Here is a 20,696-nt window from a genome sequence, read left to right on the forward strand (position 1 = left end):
CAGCGGCGACCGGAACGCCAACCGCTTCACAGCGAAAACAGGTTCCGCGGTACCAGTCGAAGACCTCCCAGATTTGGGCTGGCTTCATGTGTGCTTGCACTTCCTTGGTGGGGGACAAGGCGGAGTCCGGTTGTGTCGGTGCCTGTTTCGCCTCAAGCGTCCTCGGAGCATGCTTCATGTAGCTCTGCCCTGGCATCGAGGCAAACGGCCTCACAGAACAGCATCCGGGCAATCGGGTGCGACGAGACATGCTCCATAGACGGCACGATGAGGTGTTGTACCTGCTCCTCGATAAGCCACCCGGACAGTTCGCCAAGACGCAGCAGCCTGTACCGCTCGACGCGGATATCCACGAGGCGAAGCCGGTTCGCGCTGGCGTACTCGTAGAGCTGCTTTTCGAGCGCGTCTACTTCGTCATCTGGGAGATCATGTGCGCGCACATACCCGTAGGCGGGCTCTATCTCTTGGCGTGGCACTACTGCTCCTTGTCCAGTGAGAGCACGCACCACACGACTTTGCCGCCCGTAGGCGGCAGGTAGTAACCCCACTCTTTCGAGACGCTTTCCACGATGAACAAGCCTCGCCCGCTTTCCGCGCTCAGGGCTGAGAGGCCCTGGGGAACGGGCGGCCGAACATCTGGGTCAGATACCTCGACGATCAGGTGCGTACCGCGGTGCCGCAGGGTCAGCGCCAACCGAGCGGGTCCAGCGGCCGGCATGGACTTGACCACATGGCGCACGGCGTTCGTGACGAGTTCGGAGACGGCCAGCGCAGCGGTATCAACGTGGTTGCTCGGTACCTGCCAGGCGCTCAGTACATCCCTGGTGTGCCGTCTGGCCCAGCGCACTGCATCGGTCTGCGCGGTCAACTCCAGTCGGCTGGTAAAGGGTTCCGGGCTCATGGGCGGTGCTCCCTTGCTGTGTGGGGCGAAGCACGGCTCAGAGCATGGGGGCCAAGGGCCACCGGACGTCATGGCGCTACCGCATAGGCGGGTATGTATGGGGCGCATAGACAGGGCCACCCGGGCGGCCTAAAGTCCGTAGGCTTGGCACCGGCGTACCCGGCAAGGCCCTTACGGAGAGCGGCAGATGGCGCAGCAGCAAGGTCGATACTGCTCGTGCGGGACGAGGCTGGCTCGCGATAACCACGGCGAGCGCTGCACGACCTGCCAGCGAAAGACCATTGCTCTGGATGTCGCCAGACCGCCCATTGTGCCGCCGGATTTCTGGCAGCACGACCGGATGCACGAGGCGCTCGTTAGCTGGCATATGGGGCAGGTGTTCTACGCCTACCGAACGCATCCGTGGCATGGCAGGGTGCTGTCTCAGGAGCTGATGGCGAGCTGGCTCGACCTGAACCAGGCGCAGCTAAGCCGCATTGAGAGCGGCAAGCCACCGCAAGACCTCGGCAAGCTCATGAGATGGGCGCATAGCCTGAAGATCCCGGCAGAACTACTGTGGTTCAAGCTGCCCGACGTCAGGGGTGCAACTGCTACCGCGGTTGTCGCCGCTCGACCCGTACCTGAAGATCCGGCATCGAAGCCGGAGGTCCCGCTGGCCGGCGGACTGTTGCCGGTCGTGGTCAACGGTCGTGCCGTTCTCGTTCCCATCGACGCTGAGACGATCGCAACGAGCGGGCTGGGCAGCTTTGTTGGTACCCCGGCGGACGCGTCCGCTGCACACACCACAGAGCGAGACCCCATGAGCCCACTGAATCGCCGGGACCTCCTGAAGAGTGGGGTTGCTGCGGTAGCACTGCCCGGCCTCGGGCTGGACGAGCTGAACCATGTTGCCCACGCCCTTGACGATGCCCACCGCTACCTCGACGGCCCAGTCGTCGACTACTTCCGCCGCGTCCTGGACAAGGCCAAGCGTGATGATGGCGCGCTCGGTCCCAGGAAGACACTGCCGGTCATGCTGGCTTTGCTCGGAGCGGTCGAGAGTCAAGCCCGCGAGGTGAAGCCAGATGTACGTCGTGAACTCCTGGCCGTGGGCAGCGATGGCGCAGAGTTCGCCGGATGGCTGTACCGGGATATCCAGCAGCCGCAAGCCGCCGTGTTCTGGTACGACCGCGCGATGGAGTGGGCGCAGGAGGCCGACAACGCGGCCATGCAGGGATACGTGCTGCTCAAGAAGTCACAGATGGCCTATGACGAACGAGACGCGCTCCGGATGCTGACGCTTGCCCAGGCCGCCGGGCACGATCGGTGGCAGCTGCCGGCGCGGGTGCGAGCCGAGGTCACCCAGCAGGAGGCACTTGGCCGAGCGATGCTCGGCGACCCGCTCGACGTGGTGCGCGGCCAGCTGGCCGCCGCCGAAGCCTTGTTGACCCATGCTCCCGAGGACGAGCCAGATAGCCTCGGGGCGTATTTCAACGGCCATACACGGCTTGTGCGGGACGCCATTACCTACACCGAGGCCGGTAAGCCGAGCCTCGCGGTCGACCTGTTCAGTGACGTGCTGAGTGCCGGAGTCTTGTCCCGCCGTGACACCGGATTCTTCAACGCACGGCGGGCCGCAGCCCTGGCGCTCAGCGGTGAGCCGGACGAGGCCGCGCAGGTGGGTAAGGCGTCGGCCCTTGTAGCGCACGAGGTGACGTCTGAGCGCACCGTACGTGTTCTCGGTGAGGTCCTCTCGACCCTTGATCGGTGGCGCAGCCGGCCTGCGGTCCGAGAATTCCGCGAGTCGCTTACTGCGTAGCAGTTAGCCAGTCCGTCACAGTACGGATGACAAACGCTTGGTACTCCTGGCTCTTTGGGTTGAGGTACTGCGGGTCATCGTGGACGGCGAAGCCGTGCTGCGAACCCTCGACAGGTACGAGCTGGACGGGGGTGGTGAAGCGGGGAACAGCGTCTTGTGACGACTCGAACGGTACGAGCGTGTCCGCCGTGCCGTGCACGATGAGGGTCGGGGCCTGGACTTCGCCGAGTACCTCATGGGGCCTCAGCCAGAACACCTCGTTGAGCATCGGGCGGCCGTGACGCAGCGTTGGCGTGAACTGGAGTGCACCGCGCTCGTTGAGTTCCGCGGCGGCCTCGTCGCTGATGCTGTCGTTCTCCCAGTAGGCGCGGCTGTCAATAGTCCGCTTCTTGTAGTTGAGCTGCGGATTGAACAGCACCAGACGCGTGACCTCGTCCGGCTGCTTCGCGGCGTAGTAGGCGCAGAGGCCCCCGCCGAAGCTGGCTCCAAGGAGTGTGACGTCCTCGGCACCGGTCGCCTTGCGGAGATAGGCGAGCATGACGCGGATGTCGTTAAGGATCATGGAGAGCGTTAGCTCCTCCTGCTTGCCCTCGCTCTGGCCATGAGCCCGCAGGTCGAAGCGGAGCGAAGCAACGCCCGCTTCAGCAAGACCGGTTGCGAGCCGCCCGAAGAACCCGCCCTCTTCGCGCGTGACCCCGCCACCGTGTACTAGGAGTACGGCGCGCGTGGCGGGCTCCTGGGGGCGTTCGAGTGTGCCCGCCAGGTGCAGGCCGTCGAGGGTGCGAACGCTCACGCTGTCAGTCGCCATGCTGGCCAAGCGTAGTGAGAGGTGAGGACGGCCGACAGGTGGCGTCTCATTCTTTGTCTAGCTTGCTCCTTGAGAACACCGCACAGGCCCGCGCAGTTCAGATGCGGGAACTGGTCCGCCCCGAAATGTTGTTGCTCAGAAGAGGCGGAGAAGGAGCCTGCGCGGTGTGCCCGAGGGCAAGCTACCGCCACGCTGCTTACGAGGCGATTTGATATCGCACGATGAGCGCATGACTCGGCACCTTGGCCACGAGTATTTCAAAGGCCGAGTCGTCGAGCGGCGCAGTCACATAGAGCGTATGGCAGTCCTGTGGCACAATGCGACCCTCATCAGGGGTTAATAAGAACACATGTCTATCCGGGGCTGCTTGCGGCTCCTTGATCGTCATGTGGAGCCGTTCCATATGGTGCAATAGCAAGCCGAGATCGTGGACAAGACCTGGCTTTAATGTCGCTGAACGCTCACGTCGGACACTGCGCACTAATGGCATCCACTGCTTACGTATGGCCGACAATGACACGGACGGCTTGTCAGTGAGTACCAGGACCTTGCCGGGCAGCAGACGTGCTAATAAGTGATGTGCGAGATCCCATGACAGAGAGGGGCGTAAACCATCGACCTGGCGTAGCTCTATATATGGCCCGCTTCCTTTCGTGAATGGCACATAGTACCTAGGGGTACTTGTGAGTGCTGCGACATGGGTTGCCCACCCGTGAATGAAGTGTCGACCTTCTTTGATATGCTCATCGCATGCATAGAGTTGCGAGTTATTACGGTCTCGCATGCCGACAGTTAATTTGTCGAGCGGCTGTAGAAGCTCGCAGATGGCACACCCTCTTCGTAGGTTGGCCGGCTCGTCCTTAGGTAGTTTAATGATAGCCATTGCTACTACGCCTTTGTGGTCGCATCCTCGGTGCGCCATATCTTCACCGTGCATGGCTTGCTGCCGTAGTTGTGAAGGAATGCAAGCATCTTGTATTTGGGTTTACCTGGGATATCTACTCGTGAGAATGAAAGACCCATCTGGTCTTCCGTATCCTGCGGTGAGTATGTATGCGAGAAGTCGGGGTCTAAGGTGTCCTGTGAGTATGTTCCAAGACTGAGGGCCCTGCTTCGATTTGGACTCACTAGAACGTCTATTGAGCTCTTGAGAGGCTCGTCTTCCTCTAGTAGCTGCCAAAGTTCGTCATCGCGTAATTCATGGTCGTGCATCGCACGTGTTCCCCTTTCCCGATCCGCTGACGCATCTAACCAGTAGCTCGGATTGTTAGTGATGTATAGAAGCGCAAATGATAGGCGCTAGAAAACCGAGAGAAGGCTGCGGATTTTTATTGTGGAAATGGCCCGATGTCCTATAATGGGGAAATGCGGAACTTTCCAACCGCAGTAGCACGCCCTGTTAGTACCAGAGCGGCAGAGAGGTGTTTTCGTAACAAGCTGCTAAAGCTTGAAGAAAAACCAAAGAAGTGTTACGTTAAGTAACTGAAAGACCGTTTTATTAAGCAGCTGCTCAATTAATATCTTACCGCTCAAAGCGGAGAGATGCAACAAAATAATTTAATACAGGATCAGGCGCAAGACATGCTCTATTACAAGAATTCTGAACTCGCATACACATATCATGTGTCTGATAGAACTGTCCGCAATTGGATCCAGCTAGCCAAAGATGGCAAGCTGCCATTGACGCTGCATGAGGAAGAAGGAAAGACCTATCTCGCCAGAACTTCCGGAAACATAGAGATAATTGAGCAGCATGTTGCCCGCTATAAGAGTCACCGACCGAGTACGGCGCAAAAGAAGGTTGTCCCGAAGCCTGAGTTTTATCGACTCTTCACGGAGGCCCAGGTTTACGACATCGTACGCAACCTTGAGATGCACCATGAGATCCCACGTCAATACAACTATTTTGATGGTGGAGCGGTCGAGTGGGATGAGTATGTCCAACGTCTTGCGCGCGAGAAAACTCCAAACCTGCTTAATCGAACGGTAGAACTGCTTGCTGAAAATCAAGGCTATCTAGATATGCGATTAGCCAAGTATGAGCGTGTGAACGTAGTTGACGTCGGAGTTGGCAATGCTCTGCCAGCTAAAGAGCTTCTGCACCGTCTACTGGAGCAACGGAAGCTGGGACGGTATGTTGCAATCGATATCAGCGCCGAGATGCTCGAAATTGCGAGACGCAACATCAAGGATTGGTTCGGTGACGATGTAGCGTTTGAAGGCTATGAGATGGATATAACGTACGAACGCTTTGCAAATATCCTGGCTGACGACTATTTGAAGAAGGACTCTGAGCCAACCGCAAACCTCGTTCTCTTCCTTGGTGGTACTCCGTACAACTTCCGGAACCCTAGTGACGCCTTCAGAACGATCAATGAAAGTATGAACCTGAATGACTTACTCGTTTATTCCGACAAGCTCGAAACTCCAGAGATGCGTCCACAGTGGTTCCACTACAACGCTAACCCGGGCAAGCTAGAGCTTGCGCCGATACATCGGCTGGTATTTGATCTTCTAAATATAGACGACTCGTTCTATGAAGTTGAAATGGACTTCGACGAGCGTACACATCAACGCTATACTCGGACTCGGCTCAAGGTTGCGTTGACGCTCAAGTTTAAGTTTGATGATGGTGAGCGAATCGTTGAATTCGAGAAGGGTGACACCATACTGCTGTGGCGTTCATGGCAGATGGCTGCAAAAGATATATCAATGCAGCTTGAGGAGACCGGTTTCTATGTTCTCCATTCGAGCCAGACAGGGGATCGTGAGTATCTGTTGGCACTGGCGCAGGCTAATCGAGACTAGCACTCGCGGGATTTACAAACTTAAGACGCAAGCCACTGGCTTGCGTCTTTTTGGTTGGCTTGACGGCCGTGGTTATTCTGCTGTTCTTCTGGAGCGTCGAGCTATGAGAAGCACGGTCGCTGACACCAGTAAGGCTAGTCCGGCCACGAAGACTAGTGCCCCGAGGGGTTGCAGAACATCTGCGGCACTGTTTAAGCCCGTGCAGCCGCCTTGATAACAGGACGTGCGTGAGCGCTGATACCGAATGATGAACAGCGGCGCAAACCCCAATACCAAAAGCACTACAGACCAAATATAGAGAACCCGAGTGGAAACCTTGTTTTTCGTATCTTTTTCATTCATGTAGGCAGTATAACAATTGTTGGTTTAATTTAAATAGGCTTCTTTGTGAAAAGCGCCCAACCAACAATTATCCCTTGCGGGCACCCCAGAGGAGTGTGTTGGTTGAGCAACCTTTCAGGCTATGAGCGCTCGCGCTCGGTGGTTAGGGAACGTGGATGGCGATGCAGCTGATTTGCCGCCAGCCGGAAGGCTCCGTTTCGGCTGCACAGATGTTGGTTCCGTCGTGGACCCACTTGTTGACGTTCTGCTTGATGGCTCCGTAGCCGGAGTAGTAGAAGCCGTCGCCCCAGATTTCCACCTTGGTGTTGGGGTCGTCGTAGCTTCCCTGGTTGCCTTCCACCGAGCCGACCCACTGTGAGCGGCCAGCAGTGTCCTTGCCTCCCATGTCGGCGACGACACAGACGTTCTGCTGGAACCAGCCCCAGAAAGGACCTCGGCATGAGCCTTCCGAAGCACTGGCCGGAGAGGCCGTTGCGAACACCGATGCACCGACCAAGGCGGTTGTGACAGCGATCGCGCGGAGCGCAATTCCGGCTTTGCCGCGCGGCTTACTCCGCACGTTCCTGAATGACATGGCAATCCCATCTGCCGGTTGGCCCAAGTCTGCATCACGCAGCTTGGCTAACATCCGTCGAGGACGGCTCACGGCGCTCTTAATAAAAGCAGGGTGAGCCGTCCTCGACACAAACAGCATTGAGGGATGGCTTGCGCTTGTCTCTTTGCCTGAAAGGGCTGTCCGTATTGACGGACGCAGCAATTCTAATACAAGCTCGTCCTAAAAGTAAAGCGTCTGTGGCTATTTTTACGTATTTATCTAGAGTGATCGCTTTACATATTCACTAAGTGGCTGTCAAGCAAGCTAACAACCCGACATCGTGAATGCCGGGTTGTTTTCTGGGCTTAGCTGTGTCCAGCTAATGTTTTACGACCCGGGCCGCGCCTTTCCCCGTCTGCTGTTTGGACTATTGTTTGGCTCTGAGGTAGCAACGCCGGATGCTCCGCCTGCCGTTGCTGTCTGGCCGAGGATGCCTGCAATATTGGCTCGACGTTCTTGAAGTCGTTTCTCCTCGGCGTCAAGCTCAGCCATGGCCTTCTGCGAGATGGCTTCGTCGGTGAGCGTTTTGGTCACCCAGTCATTGAGCGCTTCCACTCCGACATCATTGACGCTCTGCTCGGTTATCCCGCGGAGCCCCTCGATCTGTTCTCGCAAAACCGGATCGATGCGTACAGCGAAGACTACTGGCTTACGCTCCTCTTCAGGCGCTAGCTCCTGTCCTGGCGTTTCTGGTGCTTGTTCGGTCATTCAAACCTCCTTCCGATTACTGGTGGCGGAGGTTATTTATAGCGGGCGAAGCTTAAAGATTGGTTGGCAGTCGCAGATCAGCCCCACTCATCATGTCGAAAGTGGGGCTGATCTGGAGGTTTGGAGATGTCAGCTAGCGACCTTGTGTGTCTCGTATCCGTACTTCGCGCTTGATGAGGTGCCGTCGCACTGTTTCCGCACTGCTGTTGACTCGCTCAGCTACGCGCGCCAGTGATAGGCCCTGAGCGTACAAGTGGACAGCCTTGTTTACGTCCTCTTCGCCGAGCTGAGAGCTTCGGAGGGTGACTCCCTGGCGCTTGAGCAAGCCGCTCGCTGTCTGGGCTGTGATGCCGAACTGTTTGGCAAGCGCTCGGAGTGTGCCACCGGCCTCGTAGGCAGCAACAAGCTCCCGGAGCTGTTCACCTCGTAGCTGCTTGGCAGCGCGCGGGACGGGTGTGGACTCTCGCTCTATTGGTGCCACATCAGGGCTGGGAAGGGCGGCGGCAAGGTGCTGAAGGGCCTGGAGCTGGGCTTTTGTGTTCCAGTCGGGTGCAGTGTCCCCCACGCATCATGAAGACCCGCTCCTGATTCAGGAGCGGGTCTTCTGTCGTCTATCCGCGCGCGAGCGGCTTCGCGAAGCAGCGGCTGTCCTCGTAGTGGCGGTAGTAGCCGAACTTCACGCAGGGTTCGTAGCCGCTGGAGGTGTACAGGGCTATCGCCTCCGGCTGCTTGATGCCGGTCTCCAGGACCATGCGCAGGCGGCCGGCCGCGCGGGCGTCCTCCTCCAGGGCGGCCAGCACGCGGCGGGCGAGACCGCGGCCCCGCATCTGCTCGATCACGTACATCCGCTTGAGCTCGGCGTCGCCGTCCAGGTTGCCCTCGCCGTTGGTGTCCTGGGCGCGCCAGCCACCCGTGGCGACGGGGCTGTCCGACTCGTCGTACGCGATCAGGTACACGCCGTTCGGGGGCGCGAAGTCCGCCGGGGCCAGCTCGGTGGCGTCGCCGCCGTCGCCGTAGCGGACGTGGTACTCGGCCTGGACCTGGTCGTTGAGCTTGACGGCGTCGGGGTGGTCGAACGGGACACGGCGGATCATCATGCCCACCAGTGTGCCGGTATCGTGCCGGGGTGCTCACTGTGACCTCCGCCAATGTGAACGGGCTGCGTGCCGCCGCGAAGAAGGGCTTCGTGGAGTGGCTCGCGGACACCTCCGCCGATGTGCTGTGCCTCCAGGAGGTGCGCGCGGAGCCGCAGCAGCTGCCCGACGGGGTCCGGTCGCCCGAGGGCTGGCACGTGGTGCACGTGCCGGCCGCCGCCAAGGGGCGGGCCGGGGTCTCCCTCTACACCCGCCGTGAGCCGGACCGGGTCCGGATCGGCTTCGGGTCGGCCGAGTTCGACACCAGCGGGCGGTACGTCGAGGCCGACCTGCCGGGTGTGACGGTCGCCTCCCTCTACCTGCCCTCCGGGGAGGTCGGCACCGAGCGGCAGGACGAGAAGGTCCGCTTCATGGACGAGTTCCTCGCCTACCTGAAGGACCTGCGCGTCCGCGCCGCCGCCGACGGCCGCGAGGTCGTCGTCTGCGGCGACTGGAACATCGCCCACCAGCGGGCCGACCTCAGGAACTGGCGCGCCAACCAGAAGAGTTCGGGCTTCCTGCCGGAGGAGCGCGCCTGGCTGAGCCGGGTACTCGACCCCGAGGACGGCGGTTACGTCGACGTCGTACGGTCGCTGCATCCGGACGTGGAGGGGCCGTACTCGTGGTGGTCGTACCGGGGGCGGGCCTTCGACAACGACAGTGGTTGGCGCATCGACCTCCATGTCTCCACGCCGGGGCTCGCCGCCAAGGCGGTCAAGGGGTACGTCGAGCGCGCCGCCACGCACGCCGAGCGCTGGTCGGACCACGCGCCGGTGACGGCGGTCTACGACCTCTAGTCCCGCTTCCGCAGCCGCCGGTCCAGCGCCAGTGACAGTTCCGCCTCCACCACGCTGCGTGCCAGGGGGCGCAGGCGGTGGAGGTCGTCCTCGGTGGTGTGGCGGAGGACCAGGTCGGCGAACATCTCCGCCAGGGCGTCGACGTGTTCGCGGACCTGCTTGCCTGCGGTCAGGACCTCCGCGAGGGGGATGCCCTCGCGGACCAGGGCGGAGGAGACGTCCAGGAGGCGGCGGCTGATGTGGACGATCTCGTCGCCGTCGGTGCCGAGGTAGCCGAGGTCGAGGGCGGCCGCGAGGTTCTCCGCGGTGACCTCGCCCTCGAAGCGGGCCGCGAGTTCCTCGGGGGTGAGGCGGACCGGTTCCTCCTCGGTCGGGGTCACTCCGAGGACGTCGGCGACGTCCTTGCCGTGGTCGAGGGCTTCCGCGAGTTCCGCGATGCCGGTGAGGGTGTGCCCCCGTTCCAGGAGCGCCGCGATCGTGCGCAGGCGGGCCAGGTGGTGGTCGTCGTACCAGGCGATACGGCCCTCGCGGCGGGGTGGCGGGATCAGCTTGCGTTCGCGGTAGAAGCGCAGGGTGCGCACGGTGATGCCGGCCAGGCGGGCCAGCTCCTCCATGCGGTACTCGTGTCGTCCTCCGTCTTCTGCCACGCCCGCACCCTATGTCGTACTCCCGGTAACTTCCTTCTCCCCACCCCCTACCCATCGGTACGGAGCTGCTCTACCCTCCCATTGCGCCAGTGTTCACTGGCAGAGTCGGGCAGGGAAGGCATCGGCATGGCCGAACACGAGCATGTGCGGGTGGCGGTGGTCGGGTCCGGGTTCGGGGGGCTGGGGGCCGCCGTACGGCTGCGGCGGGAAGGCGTCACCGACTTCGTCGTGCTGGAGCGGGCGGACAGCGTCGGCGGCACCTGGCGGGACAACAGCTATCCGGGGTGCGCGTGCGACGTGCCGTCCCATCTGTACTCCTTCTCCTTCGCGCCCAACCCGGACTGGCCGCGCACCTTCTCCGGGCAGGAGCACATCCGCGCCTACCTGGAGCACGTGACCGACGTCTTCCGGCTCCGCCCGCACATCCGCCTCAACTCCGAGGTGCGGCGCATGACCTGGGACAGCGAGAAGCTGCGGTGGGACATCGAGACCTCCAGTGGCAGCCTGTCGGCCGACCTCGTCGTCTCCGCCACCGGGCCGCTGTCCGATCCGAAGGTCCCCGACATCCCGGGCCTCGACTCCTTCCCCGGCAAGGTCTTCCACTCCGCCCGCTGGGACCACGACTACGACCTGCGCGGCAAGCGGGTCGCCATGGTGGGGACGGGCGCCTCGGCCATCCAGATCGTGCCGGCGATCCAGCCCCTCGCCCGGAACCTCACGCTGTTCCAGCGCACCCCGCCGTGGGTGATGCCCCGCATGGACCGGGCGATCACCGGCGCCGAGCGCTGGCTGCACCGGCAGCTGCCCTTCAGCACCCAGGCGCGGCGCGGACTGCTGTGGGGCATCCGGGAGTTGCAGGTCCAGGCGTTCACCAAGCACCCGGGCGAGCTCGGCGCCGTGGAGCGGCTGGCCAAGCGGAACATGGCCCGCGCGATCAAGGACCCGGCGCTGCGCGCCAAGCTCACCCCCGACTACCGCATCGGCTGCAAGCGCATCCTGCTGAGCAGCTCGTACTACCCGGCGCTCGCCCAGCCCAACGTGGACGTCGTCGCCAGCGGGCTCAGCCGCATCGAGGGCTCGAGACTCGTCGCCGCCGACGGCACCGAGGCCCAGGTCGACGCGATCGTCTTCGGGACCGGCTTCCACGTCACCGACATGCCCATCGCCGACCGGGTCGTCGGCGCGGACGGCCGGACGCTCGCCGAGGCGTGGAAGGGCGGGATGGAGGCGCTGCGCGGTGCCTCCGCCGCCGGCTTCCCCAACTGGCTGTCCATCATCGGGCCCAACACCGGTCTCGGGAACTCCTCGATGATCCTGATGATCGAGTCCCAGCTGAACTACCTGGCCGATTTCGTACGGCAGTTGGACGTCCTCGGCGGGCGGGTGGCCCTCGACGCCCGTCCCGCCGCCGTGACGGCCTGGAACCACCGGGTGCAGGAGCGCATGAAGCGCACGGTGTGGAACACCGGCGGCTGTACCAGCTGGTACCTGGATGCCAACGGCCGCAACAGCACGATCTGGCCCGGCACGACGACCGAGTTCCGGCGGGCGACCCGGCGGGTGGACCTCGCCGAGTACGAGGTGCTGCGGGCCTCGCGCAAGGACGACGCCGGCGCGGTCGCGGACGAGAGCGCGGAGGCCGCCGTATGAGCCGACCGGCCCATGTCGACTCGGGGCCGTACGCCCCGCCCGTGCCGGTGCGCGAGCTCACCGTGGTCTCCGCCGACGGCGCGCGCCTGCATGTGGAGGTGCACGGTCCCGAGGGCGCGCCCCCGGTCGTCCTCGCCCACGGCTGGACCTGCTCCACCGCCTTCTGGGCCGCCCAGATCCGTGAACTCTCCGTCGACCACCGGGTCATCGCCTACGACCAGCGCGGCCACGGACGCAGTCCGGCGAGCCCGGCGTGCAGTGCGGACGGGCTCGCCGACGACCTCGAAGCCGTACTGGAGCAGGTGCTCGCCCCCGGTGAGAAGGCGGTGATCGCCGGGCACTCCATGGGTGGGATGACGGTCATGGCGGCGGCGGAACGCCCGCGGTTCCGGGAGCACGCGGCGGCCGTCCTGCTGTGCAGCACCGGTTCGTCACGGCTGGTCGCCGAGTCGACCGTCGTACCGATCCGGGCCGGGCGGCTGCGGACCTGGCTGACCCGGCACGTCCTCGGGGCGCGCGCCCCGCTCGGGCCGGTCACACCGCTCGCCCTGAGGATCCTCAAGTACGGGACGATGGGCCCGGGTTCGGCCCCGCACATGGTGGAGGCGTGCGCGCGGATCGTGCACGCCTGCCCGCGCAAGGTGCGGTACGCCTGGTCGCAGGTGCTCGATCTGCTCGACCTGGACCACGGTGTACGGCAGCTCGGTGCGCCCACGGCCGTCCTCGTCGGTACCGCCGACCGGCTCACCCCGCCCGTGCACGCACGCCAGTTGGCCGCCGCGCTGCCGAACTGTCTCGGGGTCACCGAGCTGCCGGGCCTCGGCCACATGACACCGGTCGAGGCGCCCGAGCTGGTCAGCGCGCGGATCCGGGAACTCGTCACCACGTACGTCCAGGTCAGGGAGGGCGCATGAGCAGGGTAGGTCTGGAAGGACAGGTCGCGGTCGTCACGGGGGCCGCGCGGGGCGTGGGTGAGCTGCTCGCCCGCAAGCTGTCCGCGCGCGGGGCGAAGGTCGCGCTCGTCGGCCTCGAACCGGACGCCCTCAAGCAGCTCTCCGAGCGGCTGCACGGCGACAGCGACCACTGGTACGCCGACGTGACGGACCACGAGGCGATGGCCCGGGTCGCGGGCGAGGTGAAGGAGCGGTTCGGGAAGGTCGACATCGTGGTCGCCAACGCCGGGGTCGCGACCGGTGGGCCCTTCGTCGGCTCTGATCCCGAGGCGTGGCGGCGGGTGATCGAGGTCAACCTCATCGGATCGGCCGTCACCGCGCGGGCGTTCCTCCCGGTGCTGATGGAGAGCCGCGGATACCTGCTCCAGATCGCCTCCCTCGCCGCGATCACCCCGGCGCCGATGATGACCGCGTACTGCGCGTCCAAGTCCGGTGTGGAGGCGTTCGCGCACAGCCTGCGGGCCGAGGTCGGGCACCGGGGCGTGCGGGTCGGGGTGGGGTATCTGTCGTGGACCGACACCGACATGGTGCGTGGCGCCGACCAGGACGAAGTGATGCGGGAGCTGCGGCAGCGGCTGCCGTGGCCGGCCAACAAGACGTATCCGCTGGGGCCCGCCGTGGAGCGGATCGTGGCCGGGATCGAGCGGCGCTCCAGTCATGTGTACGGGCAGGGGTGGCTGCGTGGGATGCAGGGCCTGCGCGGGGCTCTGCCGGGGCTCATCGGGACCGTCGGGCAGCGGGAGATGCGGCGGTTCGGGGAGCGGTTGGAGGGGCTGCGGATCGGACTCGTCGGCGCAGGTGGGGCGGCGGACGAGGAAGCGCGGGCTACGCAGCGTAGTTGATCGAAATGCGTTCTTTGTCCGGCCGTGTGAATCTGGTCGAGGCCCCGGACCGGGGCTCTTCCCCTCACCCCCACGGGAGTGAACCCACATGGGTATGAAGGACCAGTTCCAGGAGAAGTCCGAGCAGTGGCAGCAGCAGGCCAAGCAGAAGGCCCAGCAGGGCCGGGAGCAGGGCCGCGAGCCGGGTCAGCGTGGTCGCCAGGGCGAGGACCGCGAGCGGATGCGGGACGAGGAGTCCGAGCGGATCCGCCGCGAGGAGCAGGAGCGGCTGGACCCCGACTACGACATGTAGTCACTGCTTGAAGTGTGGGGTGCCCTCTGTCGGTTGGAGGGCACCCCGCGCGTTTGCAGAGCAACAGCACTCACCTGGGCGGCAACTTGGGCCTTGCCCTGTTCGGTACGTCCCGGTAGTCCGGTGGTGTCGCAGGGGAATTGGTCTCCAGGAGGTCCAGCGCCAGCGTGACCGCGTCGTCCAGCTGGGCGTGGCGGCCCTCCGCCCAGTCCAGCGGGGTGCGGAGGATCTCCAGGTCCGGGGTGACGCCCTGGTTCTCCACCGACCAGCCGTACGCGTCGAACCAGGCCGCGTTCATCGGGACCGTGATCACCGTGCCGTCGCCGAGCTGGTGGCGGCCGGTCATGCCGACCACTCCGCCCCAGGTGCGCTGGCCCACCACCGGGCCCAGTTTCAGGAGTTTGAAGGCGGCCGTGATCATGTCGCCGTCCGAGGAGGTCGCCTCGTCGGCGAGGGCGACCACCGGGCCGCGCGGGGCGTTCGAGGCGTACGACACCGGCTGGGCGTTCCTCGTGAGGTCCCAGCCCAGGATCGTGCGGGTCAGCTTCTCCACCACCAGTTCGCTGATGTGGCCGCCCGCGTTGCCGCGCACGTCCACGATGAGGGCGGGGCGCGAGACCTCCATGCGCAGGTCCCTGTTGAACTGGGCCCAGCCCGAGCCGCCCATGTCGGGGATGTGCAGATAGCCGCAGCGGCCGCCGCTCAACTCCCGGACGACGGCCCGGCGTTTGGCCACCCAGTCCTGGTAGCGCAGGGGGCGTTCGTCGACGAGCGGGACCACCGCCACCCGGCGGGCCCGGCCCTCGCCCTCCGCCGGGGTGAAGGTCAGCTCCACCGTCGTACCGCCCGCCGCCGCGAGGAGGGGATACGGGCCGGTGACCGGGTCGACCGGGCGGCCGTCGACGTGGGTGAGGACCGCGCCCTCGCGGATGCCCGTGCCGGCCAGCGGGGAGCGCGCCTTGGAGTCCGAGGAGTCACCGGGGAGGATCCGCCGGACCGTCCAGCCGCCGTCCCTGAGCTCGAAGTTGGCGCCCAGCAGGCCCTGGCGGCGCTGGTAGTGGGGCGGGCCCTCGTTGCGGCGGGCGGCGGTGACGTAGGCGTGCGAGGTGCCGAGTTCGCCGAGGACCTCGCGCAGCAGGTCGGCGAACTCGTCGGGGGAGGCGACCCGTTCGAGCAGCGGGCGGTACTGGTCCAGCACCGCGTCCCAGTCGATGCCGCACATCCCCGGGTCCCAGAAGTACGCCCGGATCAGCCGGCCCGCCTCCTCGTAGGACTGGCGCCACTCGGCGGGCGGGTCGACCTCGTGGAGGATGCGGCGCAGGTCGATCCAGACGGTCGAGTCGCTGTCGCCGGACTCGGTGGCGGGCGTGGCGCGCAGGTCGCCCTCGTCGACGACGACCAGCCTCGAGCCGTCGCCGCTGACCGCGAACCAGTCCAGGTGCTCGACGAGTTCGGTCTTCTTCGCCTTGCCGATGGCGAAGTGTTCGAGGGTCGGGCGCTCGGAGGTGTCGTCGGGGTTGACGAAGGTCTCGCCGAGTGCGCCGGAGATCGGCCAGCGCAGCCAGACCAGGCCACCGCCGGTGACCGGGTGGAGCGCCGAGTACTTGGAGGCGGGGACCGGGAAGGGGGTCACCCGGCTCTCCAGTCCTTCGAGTTCGACCGTCACCGCGCCGCCGTCGCCGCTCTCGTCCTCGACCGGGTCCAGGCCCCCGGCGGCCGGGCGGCCCTCCGGGTTGAGGGCGAAGGGGGAGGGGGTCGCGGAGGAGAGCGGGACCAGGTAGGGGCGGCAGCCCAGCGGGAAGGACAGGTCGCCGGTGTGGACGTCGTACACCGGGTCGAAGCCGCGCCAGGAGAGGAAGGCCAGGTAGCGGCCGTCCCTCGTGAAGACCGGGTTCTCGTCCTCGAAGCGGCCGTTCGTCACGTCCACGATCAGCCGGTCCTTGATCCGGGCCATCTTGATCTGGCGCAGGGAGCGGCCGATGCCCGGGTGCGACCAGGTCAGCCAGGTGCCGTCCGGGGAGAAGGCGAGGTCGCGGACCGGGCCGTTGACCGAGCGGACGAGCTCGGTGACCTCGCCGTTGGATTCCTCGGTTGCGTCCAGGAGCAGCAGCCGTCCGTCGTGGGAGGCGATGGCGAGGCGCTCGCCGCTCGGGTCGGAGACCAGCTCCAGGACCCGGCCCAGCTCGCCGGAGGCCAGTCGCCGGGGCTCGCGGTCACCGGTGGCCCGGGGCAGGTAGGCGATCTCGACGGCGTCCTCGCCCTCCGCGTCCGTCACGTACGCGACCTGGCCGACGGAACCGAGCATCTCCGGGAGCCGGACCCGTACCCCCGGAGTGTCCGTGATCGTGCGCGCGGGCCCGTCCCGGTGGGTCAGCCAGTACAGGCTGCCGCGGACGACGACCGCGCTCGCGCGCCCCGTCTCGTCGACCGAGATGCCGTCCACGTGCTGGGCGGCGGGCACCTGGTACGTACGGCGTCCCGCGCGCGGCCCGCTCAGCCTGACGTCGAGCCTGCGGGGCTCCGACGCCGAGAGGTCGTCCACGATCCACAGGTCGCCCCCGCACTGGTACACCACCCGGGTGCCGTCGCTCGCCGCGTGCCGGGCGTAGAAGGCGTCGTGGTCGGTGTGGCGGCGCAGGTCCGAGCCGTCGGGGGCGCAGGAGTAGAGGTTGCCGACGCCCTCGTGGTCGGAGAGGAAGGCGATCCGGTCGCCGACGAACATGGGGGAGTGGAGGTGGCCGCCGAGGTCCGGCAGCAGACGCTCGCCGTGCAGCCAGAGCCGGCCCATGGCGCCGCCCCGGTAGCGCTTCCAGGCGGCCGGCTCGTGCGGCGGGGTGCCGGTGAGGAGCAGGGTCCTGCGGTCGGCGACCTGGATGTCGGAGACCGGGCCCCAGGGGAGCTTGCGGCCGGGGGAGCCGTCGGTGGGGACCTTGTAGGCCCAGGTGAAGTAGGAGAAGGGCTCGCCGTGGGAGGCGACGGCGAGGATCTCGCCCTTCGGCGTCCAGCCGGTCACCTGGGTGTCCGAGGAGCCCCAGTACGTGAGCCGCCGGGCCGGTCCGCCGTCCACGTCGGCCAGGTGGATCTCTGGCACGAGGCTGCGCCAGCTCGTGTACGCGATGCGGGTGCCGTCGGGGGAGAAGCGGGGGTGGCCGACCTTGGTGCGGTCCACGGTCAGCCGCCAGGCGCGGCCCGGGCCGTCGAGGGGGGCCAGCCAGAGGTCGTCCTCGGCGACGAAGCACAACAGGTCGCCGCTCAGGTGCGGAAGGCGCAGATAGCTCACCTCCCCATGCTTTTCCGGGGGATGGACCGGAGCAACTTATGAAAAATCGGCCGGACGGAGGCGCGGGTGAGGCGCGGGGTGACGCGCAGGCGAGGCACGGGTGACCCATGACACGAACGAAACCGTTTCGTTTCGCTCGGAGATGCGCTACATTCGTGTCGTACGAATCAGTGTCGTTCGATGTCCGGAGCGGGAAGGGTGAGTGGCATGACCGAGGTCACGACAGCGCGTCGCAGCCGTATCACCCCCGAGCGCGAGGCCGAGCTCTACGGGGCCGTGCTCGAACTGCTCCGGGAGGTCGGGTACGACACCCTGACCATGGACGCCGTCGCGGCCCGCACCCGGTCCAGCAAGGCCACGCTCTACCGCCAGTGGGGCGGCAAGGCCGAGCTGGTGGCGAAGGCGGTGCGGCACACCAAGCCCGGCGGTCTGGGTCTCGACGAGATCGACACCGGGTCGCTCCGCGGCGACCTGCACGCCCTCACGATGCGCTCGGACGACTGCACGATGGAGCAGAACTCCGCGCTCATGCGAGGGCTGGCCATGGCGATCCACGGCAACCCGGACCTCCTGAAGGCGTTCCGCGAGCACCTCATCGAGCCCGAGATGGCGGAGTTCCGCCGGATCGTGCAGCGGGCCGTCGACCGGGGCGAGGTACGCCCCGACAACCCGGCGATCGACTTCATGATCCACATGATGCTCGGCGGGTTCGCCGCCCGCACGATGATCGACGAACTGCCGCCCACCCAGGCCTTCCTCCTCTCGTACATCGACGCCGTGGTCCTCCCCGCCCTCGGCATTCCCCACGAATGACCCACGACTGACCCCCAGTCTCCCCAGCAAGCCCTCCACCTGACGTATCCGCTCACGTCGTCGGGCTGATCACCCCTGCCCTGAAGACCCCACGACCTGACCAGGAGTACGCCTCCGTGGCCACTTTCCTCTACAAACTCGGCCGGCTCGCCTTCCGGCGACGGCATTTCGTCGCCCTGATGTGGGTGGCTCTGCTGACCCTCGCCGGTGTCGGCGCGGCCAGCGCCCCCGCCGCCGGATCCACCTCCTTCTCCATCCCCGGCACCGAGGCCCAGAAGGCCTTCGACCTGCTGGAACAGCGCTTCCCCGGGGCCAGTGCGGACGGCGCCACCGGACGGCTGGTCTTCAAGGCGCCCGCGGGCGAGAAGATGACGGACGCCGCCAACCGGGCCACCGTCGAGAAGACGGTCGGCGAACTCGGCGACGGCTCCGAGGTCGTCTCCGTCACCGACCCGTTCAAGACGAACGCGGTGAGCAAGGACGGCACGGTCGCCTACATCTCGGTGAGCTACGACGCCCCCGCCATGGAGCTCAAGGACGCCACCCGGGACGCCCTGGAGAAAGCCGGCGACCAGGCCCGGGACAGCGGGCTGACCGTCGAGGTCGGCGGTGACGCACTCCAGGCCGCCGCCGAGCCGGGAGCCGTCGGCGAGGTCGTCGGCCTCGCCATCGCCGCGGTCGTCCTGGTCATGACCCTGGGCTCGCTGGTCGCCGCCGGACTGCCGCTGCTGACCGCGATCATCGGCGTCGGGATCGGCGTCTCCACCATCACCGCCCTCGCCAAGGCGCTCGACCTCGGCGACACCACCTCCACCCTCGCCCTGATGATCGGCCTCGCGGTCGGCATCGACTACGCCCTGTTCATCGTCTCCCGCTACCGCGGCGAACTGGCCGAGGGCCGCGACCGCGAGGAGGCGGTCGGCCGGGCCACCGGCACCGCCGGATCCGCGGTGGTCTTCGCGGGCCTCACGGTCGTCATCGCGCTGGCCGGACTCGCGGTCGTCAACGTGCCGATGCTGACCAAGATGGGCCTCGCCGCGGCGGGCACGGTCGTGATCGCCGTCCTCATCGCGCTGACGATGATCCCGGCGCTGCTCGGATACGCGGGGCGCAAGGTGCGCCCGGCGGGCGAGAAGCGCGGGAAGTCCCCCGAGAAGCCGGCCGGGAAGCCCAACCTCGGCACCCGCTGGGCGAGTTTCGTCATCCGGCGCCCGGCCGCCGTGCTGCTGCTCGGCGTGGTCGGGCTCGGCACGATCGCGCTGCCGGTCAGCCAGTTGGAGCTGGGCCTGCCCGACGACGGCTCGCAGCCCACCTCCACCACCCAGCGCCGCGCCTACGACCTCCTCTCGGAGGGCTTCGGGCCAGGTTTCAACGGCCCCCTGATGATCGTGGTCGACGCCAAGGACAGCGCCGACCCGAAGGCCGCGGCCGCCACGGTCACCGACGGCATCAAGGACCTCAAGGACGTCGTCACGGTCACCCCGGCCACCTTCAACAAGGCCGGCGACACCGCGACCATCACCGTCATCCCGGACTCCAAGCCGTCCTCCGCCCAGACCGAGGACCTGGTGCACGCCATCCGTGACGACATCGCGTCCAAGGCCGACGCGGACGTCCTGGTCACCGGCACCACCGCGATGAACATCGACTTCTCGCAGAAGCTCACCGACGCCCTGATCCCGTACCTGGGCCTGGTGGTCGGCCTCGCCTTCCTCCTGCTGATCGTGGTGTTCCGCTCGATCCTGGTCCCGCTGAAAGCGGCCCTCGGCTTCCTGCTCTCGGTGCTCGCCGCGCTCGGCGCGGTCGTCGCGGTCTTCCAGTGGGGCTGGCTCGGCGGACTGCTCGGTGTCGAGGAGACCGGCCCGATCATGTCGATGATGCCGATCTTCATGGTCGGCGTGGTCTTCGGTCTCGCGATGGACTACGAGGTCTTCCTCGTGACCCGGATGCGCGAGGCGTACGTCCACGGGGAGTCCCCGAGCCAGGCCGTGGTGACCGGGTTCAAGCACAGCGCCCGGGTCGTGGCCGCCGCCGCGGTCATCATGATGGCCGTCTTCGGAGGCTTCATCAGCTCCAGCGAGTCGATGATCAAGATGATCGGCTTCGGGCTCGCGATCGCCGTCTTCTTCGACGCGTTCGTCGTCCGCATGGCGATCGTCCCGGCGGTCCTCGCCCTGCTCGGCCGCCGGGCCTGGTGGCTGCCGAAGTGGCTGGACCGCGCCCTGCCCAACGTCGACGTCGAGGGCGAGGGCCTGCGCGCCCACGACCAGAAGGACGCCGACCCCGACGAGGACCGCGAACTGGCCCGCGTCTGACACACGGCGGAAGA

Annotated in this window: 19 protein-coding genes; 9 read left to right on the plus strand and 10 right to left on the minus strand. The window is 65.8% G+C overall.

Going from position 1 to position 20,696, the window contains the following annotated elements; all coding sequences use genetic code 11:
- Nucleotides 1–152: 152 nt before the first annotated feature.
- Together OHN19_RS25145 and OHN19_RS25150 are read right to left on the minus strand one after the other, a co-directional pair.
- Complete coding sequence (locus OHN19_RS25145) at nucleotides 153–476, minus strand: hypothetical protein (RefSeq protein WP_330266359.1); 324 nt, start codon at nucleotides 474–476, stop codon at nucleotides 153–155.
- Nucleotides 476–901, minus strand: coding sequence for an ATP-binding protein (locus OHN19_RS25150; RefSeq protein ID WP_330266360.1), 426 nt, complete (start codon nucleotides 899–901; stop codon nucleotides 476–478). Before OHN19_RS25150 ends, OHN19_RS25145 begins: the two co-directional genes overlap by 1 nt.
- Nucleotides 902–1,088: 187 nt before the next feature.
- Here OHN19_RS25150 and OHN19_RS25155 point away from each other — a divergent pair, with 187 nt between their 5' ends.
- Nucleotides 1,089–2,699: an XRE family transcriptional regulator gene (locus tag OHN19_RS25155; RefSeq protein WP_330266361.1), complete on the plus strand. Its 1,611-nt coding sequence runs from the start codon at nucleotides 1,089–1,091 to the stop codon at nucleotides 2,697–2,699.
- Here OHN19_RS25155 and OHN19_RS25160 read toward each other — a convergent pair.
- The 3 genes from OHN19_RS25160 to OHN19_RS25170 all read right to left on the minus strand — a co-directional run bounded on the left by OHN19_RS25160 (nucleotide 2,689) and on the right by OHN19_RS25170 (nucleotide 4,719).
- Nucleotides 2,689–3,507 carry an alpha/beta hydrolase gene (locus tag OHN19_RS25160; protein ID WP_330266362.1) on the minus strand — a complete coding sequence of 273 codons (819 nt, stop codon included), beginning with the start codon at nucleotides 3,505–3,507 and terminating at the stop codon, nucleotides 2,689–2,691. The two genes, OHN19_RS25155 and OHN19_RS25160, sit on opposite strands and share 11 nt — an antisense overlap.
- Nucleotides 3,508–3,703: 196 nt before the next feature.
- A complete protein-coding gene (locus OHN19_RS25165) occupies nucleotides 3,704–3,895 on the minus strand; it encodes a hypothetical protein (RefSeq protein ID WP_330266363.1) in 192 nt (63 codons plus the stop codon).
- A gap of 500 nt (nucleotides 3,896–4,395) precedes the next feature.
- Complete coding sequence (locus OHN19_RS25170) at nucleotides 4,396–4,719, minus strand: hypothetical protein (protein ID WP_330266364.1); 324 nt, start codon at nucleotides 4,717–4,719, stop codon at nucleotides 4,396–4,398.
- 411 nt (nucleotides 4,720–5,130) lie between these two features.
- Here OHN19_RS25170 and OHN19_RS25175 point away from each other — a divergent pair, with 411 nt between their 5' ends.
- Nucleotides 5,131–6,315 carry an L-histidine N(alpha)-methyltransferase gene (locus tag OHN19_RS25175; protein WP_330266365.1) on the plus strand — a complete coding sequence of 395 codons (1,185 nt, stop codon included), beginning with the start codon at nucleotides 5,131–5,133 and terminating at the stop codon, nucleotides 6,313–6,315.
- Between the two features lie 484 nt (nucleotides 6,316–6,799).
- On the opposite strand, the gene OHN19_RS25180 is transcribed toward OHN19_RS25175, so the two are convergent.
- The 3 genes from OHN19_RS25180 to OHN19_RS25190 form a co-directional block, all read right to left on the minus strand.
- Nucleotides 6,800–7,285, minus strand: coding sequence for a hypothetical protein (locus tag OHN19_RS25180; protein ID WP_330266366.1), 486 nt, complete (start codon nucleotides 7,283–7,285; stop codon nucleotides 6,800–6,802).
- Nucleotides 7,286–7,579: 294 nt separating this feature from the next.
- Entirely contained in the window at nucleotides 7,580–7,960 is a 381-nt protein-coding gene (locus tag OHN19_RS25185; RefSeq protein ID WP_330266367.1) for a hypothetical protein, read from the minus strand.
- Nucleotides 7,961–8,571: 611 nt separating this feature from the next.
- Nucleotides 8,572–9,057 carry a GNAT family N-acetyltransferase gene (locus OHN19_RS25190; RefSeq protein ID WP_330266368.1) on the minus strand — a complete coding sequence of 162 codons (486 nt, stop codon included), beginning with the start codon at nucleotides 9,055–9,057 and terminating at the stop codon, nucleotides 8,572–8,574.
- Between the two features lie 29 nt (nucleotides 9,058–9,086).
- On the opposite strand from OHN19_RS25190, the gene OHN19_RS25195 reads away from it, so the two are divergent.
- Nucleotides 9,087–9,890 carry an exodeoxyribonuclease III gene (locus tag OHN19_RS25195; RefSeq protein WP_330266369.1) on the plus strand — a complete coding sequence of 268 codons (804 nt, stop codon included), beginning with the start codon at nucleotides 9,087–9,089 and terminating at the stop codon, nucleotides 9,888–9,890.
- Here the strand turns inward: OHN19_RS25195 and OHN19_RS25200 are convergent.
- Nucleotides 9,887–10,504 (minus strand): MerR family transcriptional regulator, encoded by a 618-nt coding sequence (locus OHN19_RS25200; RefSeq protein WP_330269704.1) that lies wholly within the window; start codon nucleotides 10,502–10,504, stop codon nucleotides 9,887–9,889. The two genes, OHN19_RS25195 and OHN19_RS25200, sit on opposite strands and share 4 nt — an antisense overlap.
- 159 nt (nucleotides 10,505–10,663) lie before the next feature.
- Between OHN19_RS25200 and OHN19_RS25205 the strand changes: the two genes are divergently transcribed.
- From OHN19_RS25205 to OHN19_RS25220, 4 genes are all read left to right on the plus strand, one after another.
- Nucleotides 10,664–12,187, plus strand: a complete 1,524-nt coding sequence (locus tag OHN19_RS25205; RefSeq protein WP_330266370.1) for an NAD(P)/FAD-dependent oxidoreductase — start codon at nucleotides 10,664–10,666, stop codon at nucleotides 12,185–12,187.
- The gene (locus OHN19_RS25210) at nucleotides 12,184–13,101 is read left to right on the plus strand and encodes an alpha/beta hydrolase (protein ID WP_330266371.1); all 918 of its coding nucleotides are present in this window, start codon (nucleotides 12,184–12,186) and stop codon (nucleotides 13,099–13,101) included. The genes OHN19_RS25205 and OHN19_RS25210 overlap by 4 nt, the downstream gene beginning before the upstream one ends.
- The gene (locus tag OHN19_RS25215) at nucleotides 13,098–13,982 is read left to right on the plus strand and encodes an SDR family oxidoreductase (protein ID WP_330266372.1); all 885 of its coding nucleotides are present in this window, start codon (nucleotides 13,098–13,100) and stop codon (nucleotides 13,980–13,982) included. The genes OHN19_RS25210 and OHN19_RS25215 overlap by 4 nt, the downstream gene beginning before the upstream one ends.
- Before the next feature lie 88 nt (nucleotides 13,983–14,070).
- The gene (locus tag OHN19_RS25220; protein WP_330266373.1) at nucleotides 14,071–14,274 is read left to right on the plus strand and encodes a hypothetical protein; all 204 of its coding nucleotides are present in this window, start codon (nucleotides 14,071–14,073) and stop codon (nucleotides 14,272–14,274) included.
- 70 nt (nucleotides 14,275–14,344) lie between these two features.
- On the opposite strand, the gene OHN19_RS25225 is transcribed toward OHN19_RS25220, so the two are convergent.
- Nucleotides 14,345–17,554 carry a S41 family peptidase gene (locus tag OHN19_RS25225; RefSeq protein WP_330266374.1) on the minus strand — a complete coding sequence of 1,070 codons (3,210 nt, stop codon included), beginning with the start codon at nucleotides 17,552–17,554 and terminating at the stop codon, nucleotides 14,345–14,347.
- Nucleotides 17,555–17,761: 207 nt separating this feature from the next.
- Between OHN19_RS25225 and OHN19_RS25230 the strand changes: the two genes are divergently transcribed.
- Together OHN19_RS25230 and OHN19_RS25235 are read left to right on the plus strand one after the other, a co-directional pair.
- The gene (locus OHN19_RS25230; RefSeq protein WP_330266375.1) at nucleotides 17,762–18,367 is read left to right on the plus strand and encodes a TetR/AcrR family transcriptional regulator; all 606 of its coding nucleotides are present in this window, start codon (nucleotides 17,762–17,764) and stop codon (nucleotides 18,365–18,367) included.
- Between the two features lie 116 nt (nucleotides 18,368–18,483).
- Nucleotides 18,484–20,682, plus strand: a complete 2,199-nt coding sequence (locus tag OHN19_RS25235) for an MMPL family transporter (protein ID WP_330266376.1) — start codon at nucleotides 18,484–18,486, stop codon at nucleotides 20,680–20,682.
- Nucleotides 20,683–20,696 lie beyond the last annotated feature (14 nt).

This window comes from Streptomyces griseorubiginosus (genome assembly GCF_036345115.1).
GTDB lineage: Bacteria > Actinomycetota > Actinomycetes > Streptomycetales > Streptomycetaceae > Streptomyces > Streptomyces griseorubiginosus_C.

Coding starts and splice junctions, on each gene's coding strand:
- OHN19_RS25150 (WP_330266360.1), bottom strand. CDS start 901: ATGAGCCCGGAACCCTTTACCAGCCGACTGGAGTTGACCGCGCAGACC.
- OHN19_RS25155 (WP_330266361.1), top strand. CDS start 1,089: ATGGCGCAGCAGCAAGGTCGATACTGCTCGTGCGGGACGAGGCTGGCT.
- OHN19_RS25160 (WP_330266362.1), bottom strand. CDS start 3,507: ATGGCGACTGACAGCGTGAGCGTTCGCACCCTCGACGGCCTGCACCTG.
- OHN19_RS25165 (WP_330266363.1), bottom strand. CDS start 3,895: ATGACGATCAAGGAGCCGCAAGCAGCCCCGGATAGACATGTGTTCTTA.
- OHN19_RS25170 (WP_330266364.1), bottom strand. CDS start 4,719: ATGCACGACCATGAATTACGCGATGACGAACTTTGGCAGCTACTAGAG.
- OHN19_RS25180 (WP_330266366.1), bottom strand. CDS start 7,285: ATGTTAGCCAAGCTGCGTGATGCAGACTTGGGCCAACCGGCAGATGGG.
- OHN19_RS25185 (WP_330266367.1), bottom strand. CDS start 7,960: ATGACCGAACAAGCACCAGAAACGCCAGGACAGGAGCTAGCGCCTGAA.
- OHN19_RS25190 (WP_330266368.1), bottom strand. CDS start 9,057: ATGATGATCCGCCGTGTCCCGTTCGACCACCCCGACGCCGTCAAGCTC.
- OHN19_RS25200 (WP_330269704.1), bottom strand. CDS start 10,504: ATGGAGGAGCTGGCCCGCCTGGCCGGCATCACCGTGCGCACCCTGCGC.
- OHN19_RS25205 (WP_330266370.1), top strand. CDS start 10,664: ATGGCCGAACACGAGCATGTGCGGGTGGCGGTGGTCGGGTCCGGGTTC.
- OHN19_RS25210 (WP_330266371.1), top strand. CDS start 12,184: ATGAGCCGACCGGCCCATGTCGACTCGGGGCCGTACGCCCCGCCCGTG.
- OHN19_RS25215 (WP_330266372.1), top strand. CDS start 13,098: ATGAGCAGGGTAGGTCTGGAAGGACAGGTCGCGGTCGTCACGGGGGCC.
- OHN19_RS25220 (WP_330266373.1), top strand. CDS start 14,071: ATGGGTATGAAGGACCAGTTCCAGGAGAAGTCCGAGCAGTGGCAGCAG.
- OHN19_RS25230 (WP_330266375.1), top strand. CDS start 17,762: ATGACCGAGGTCACGACAGCGCGTCGCAGCCGTATCACCCCCGAGCGC.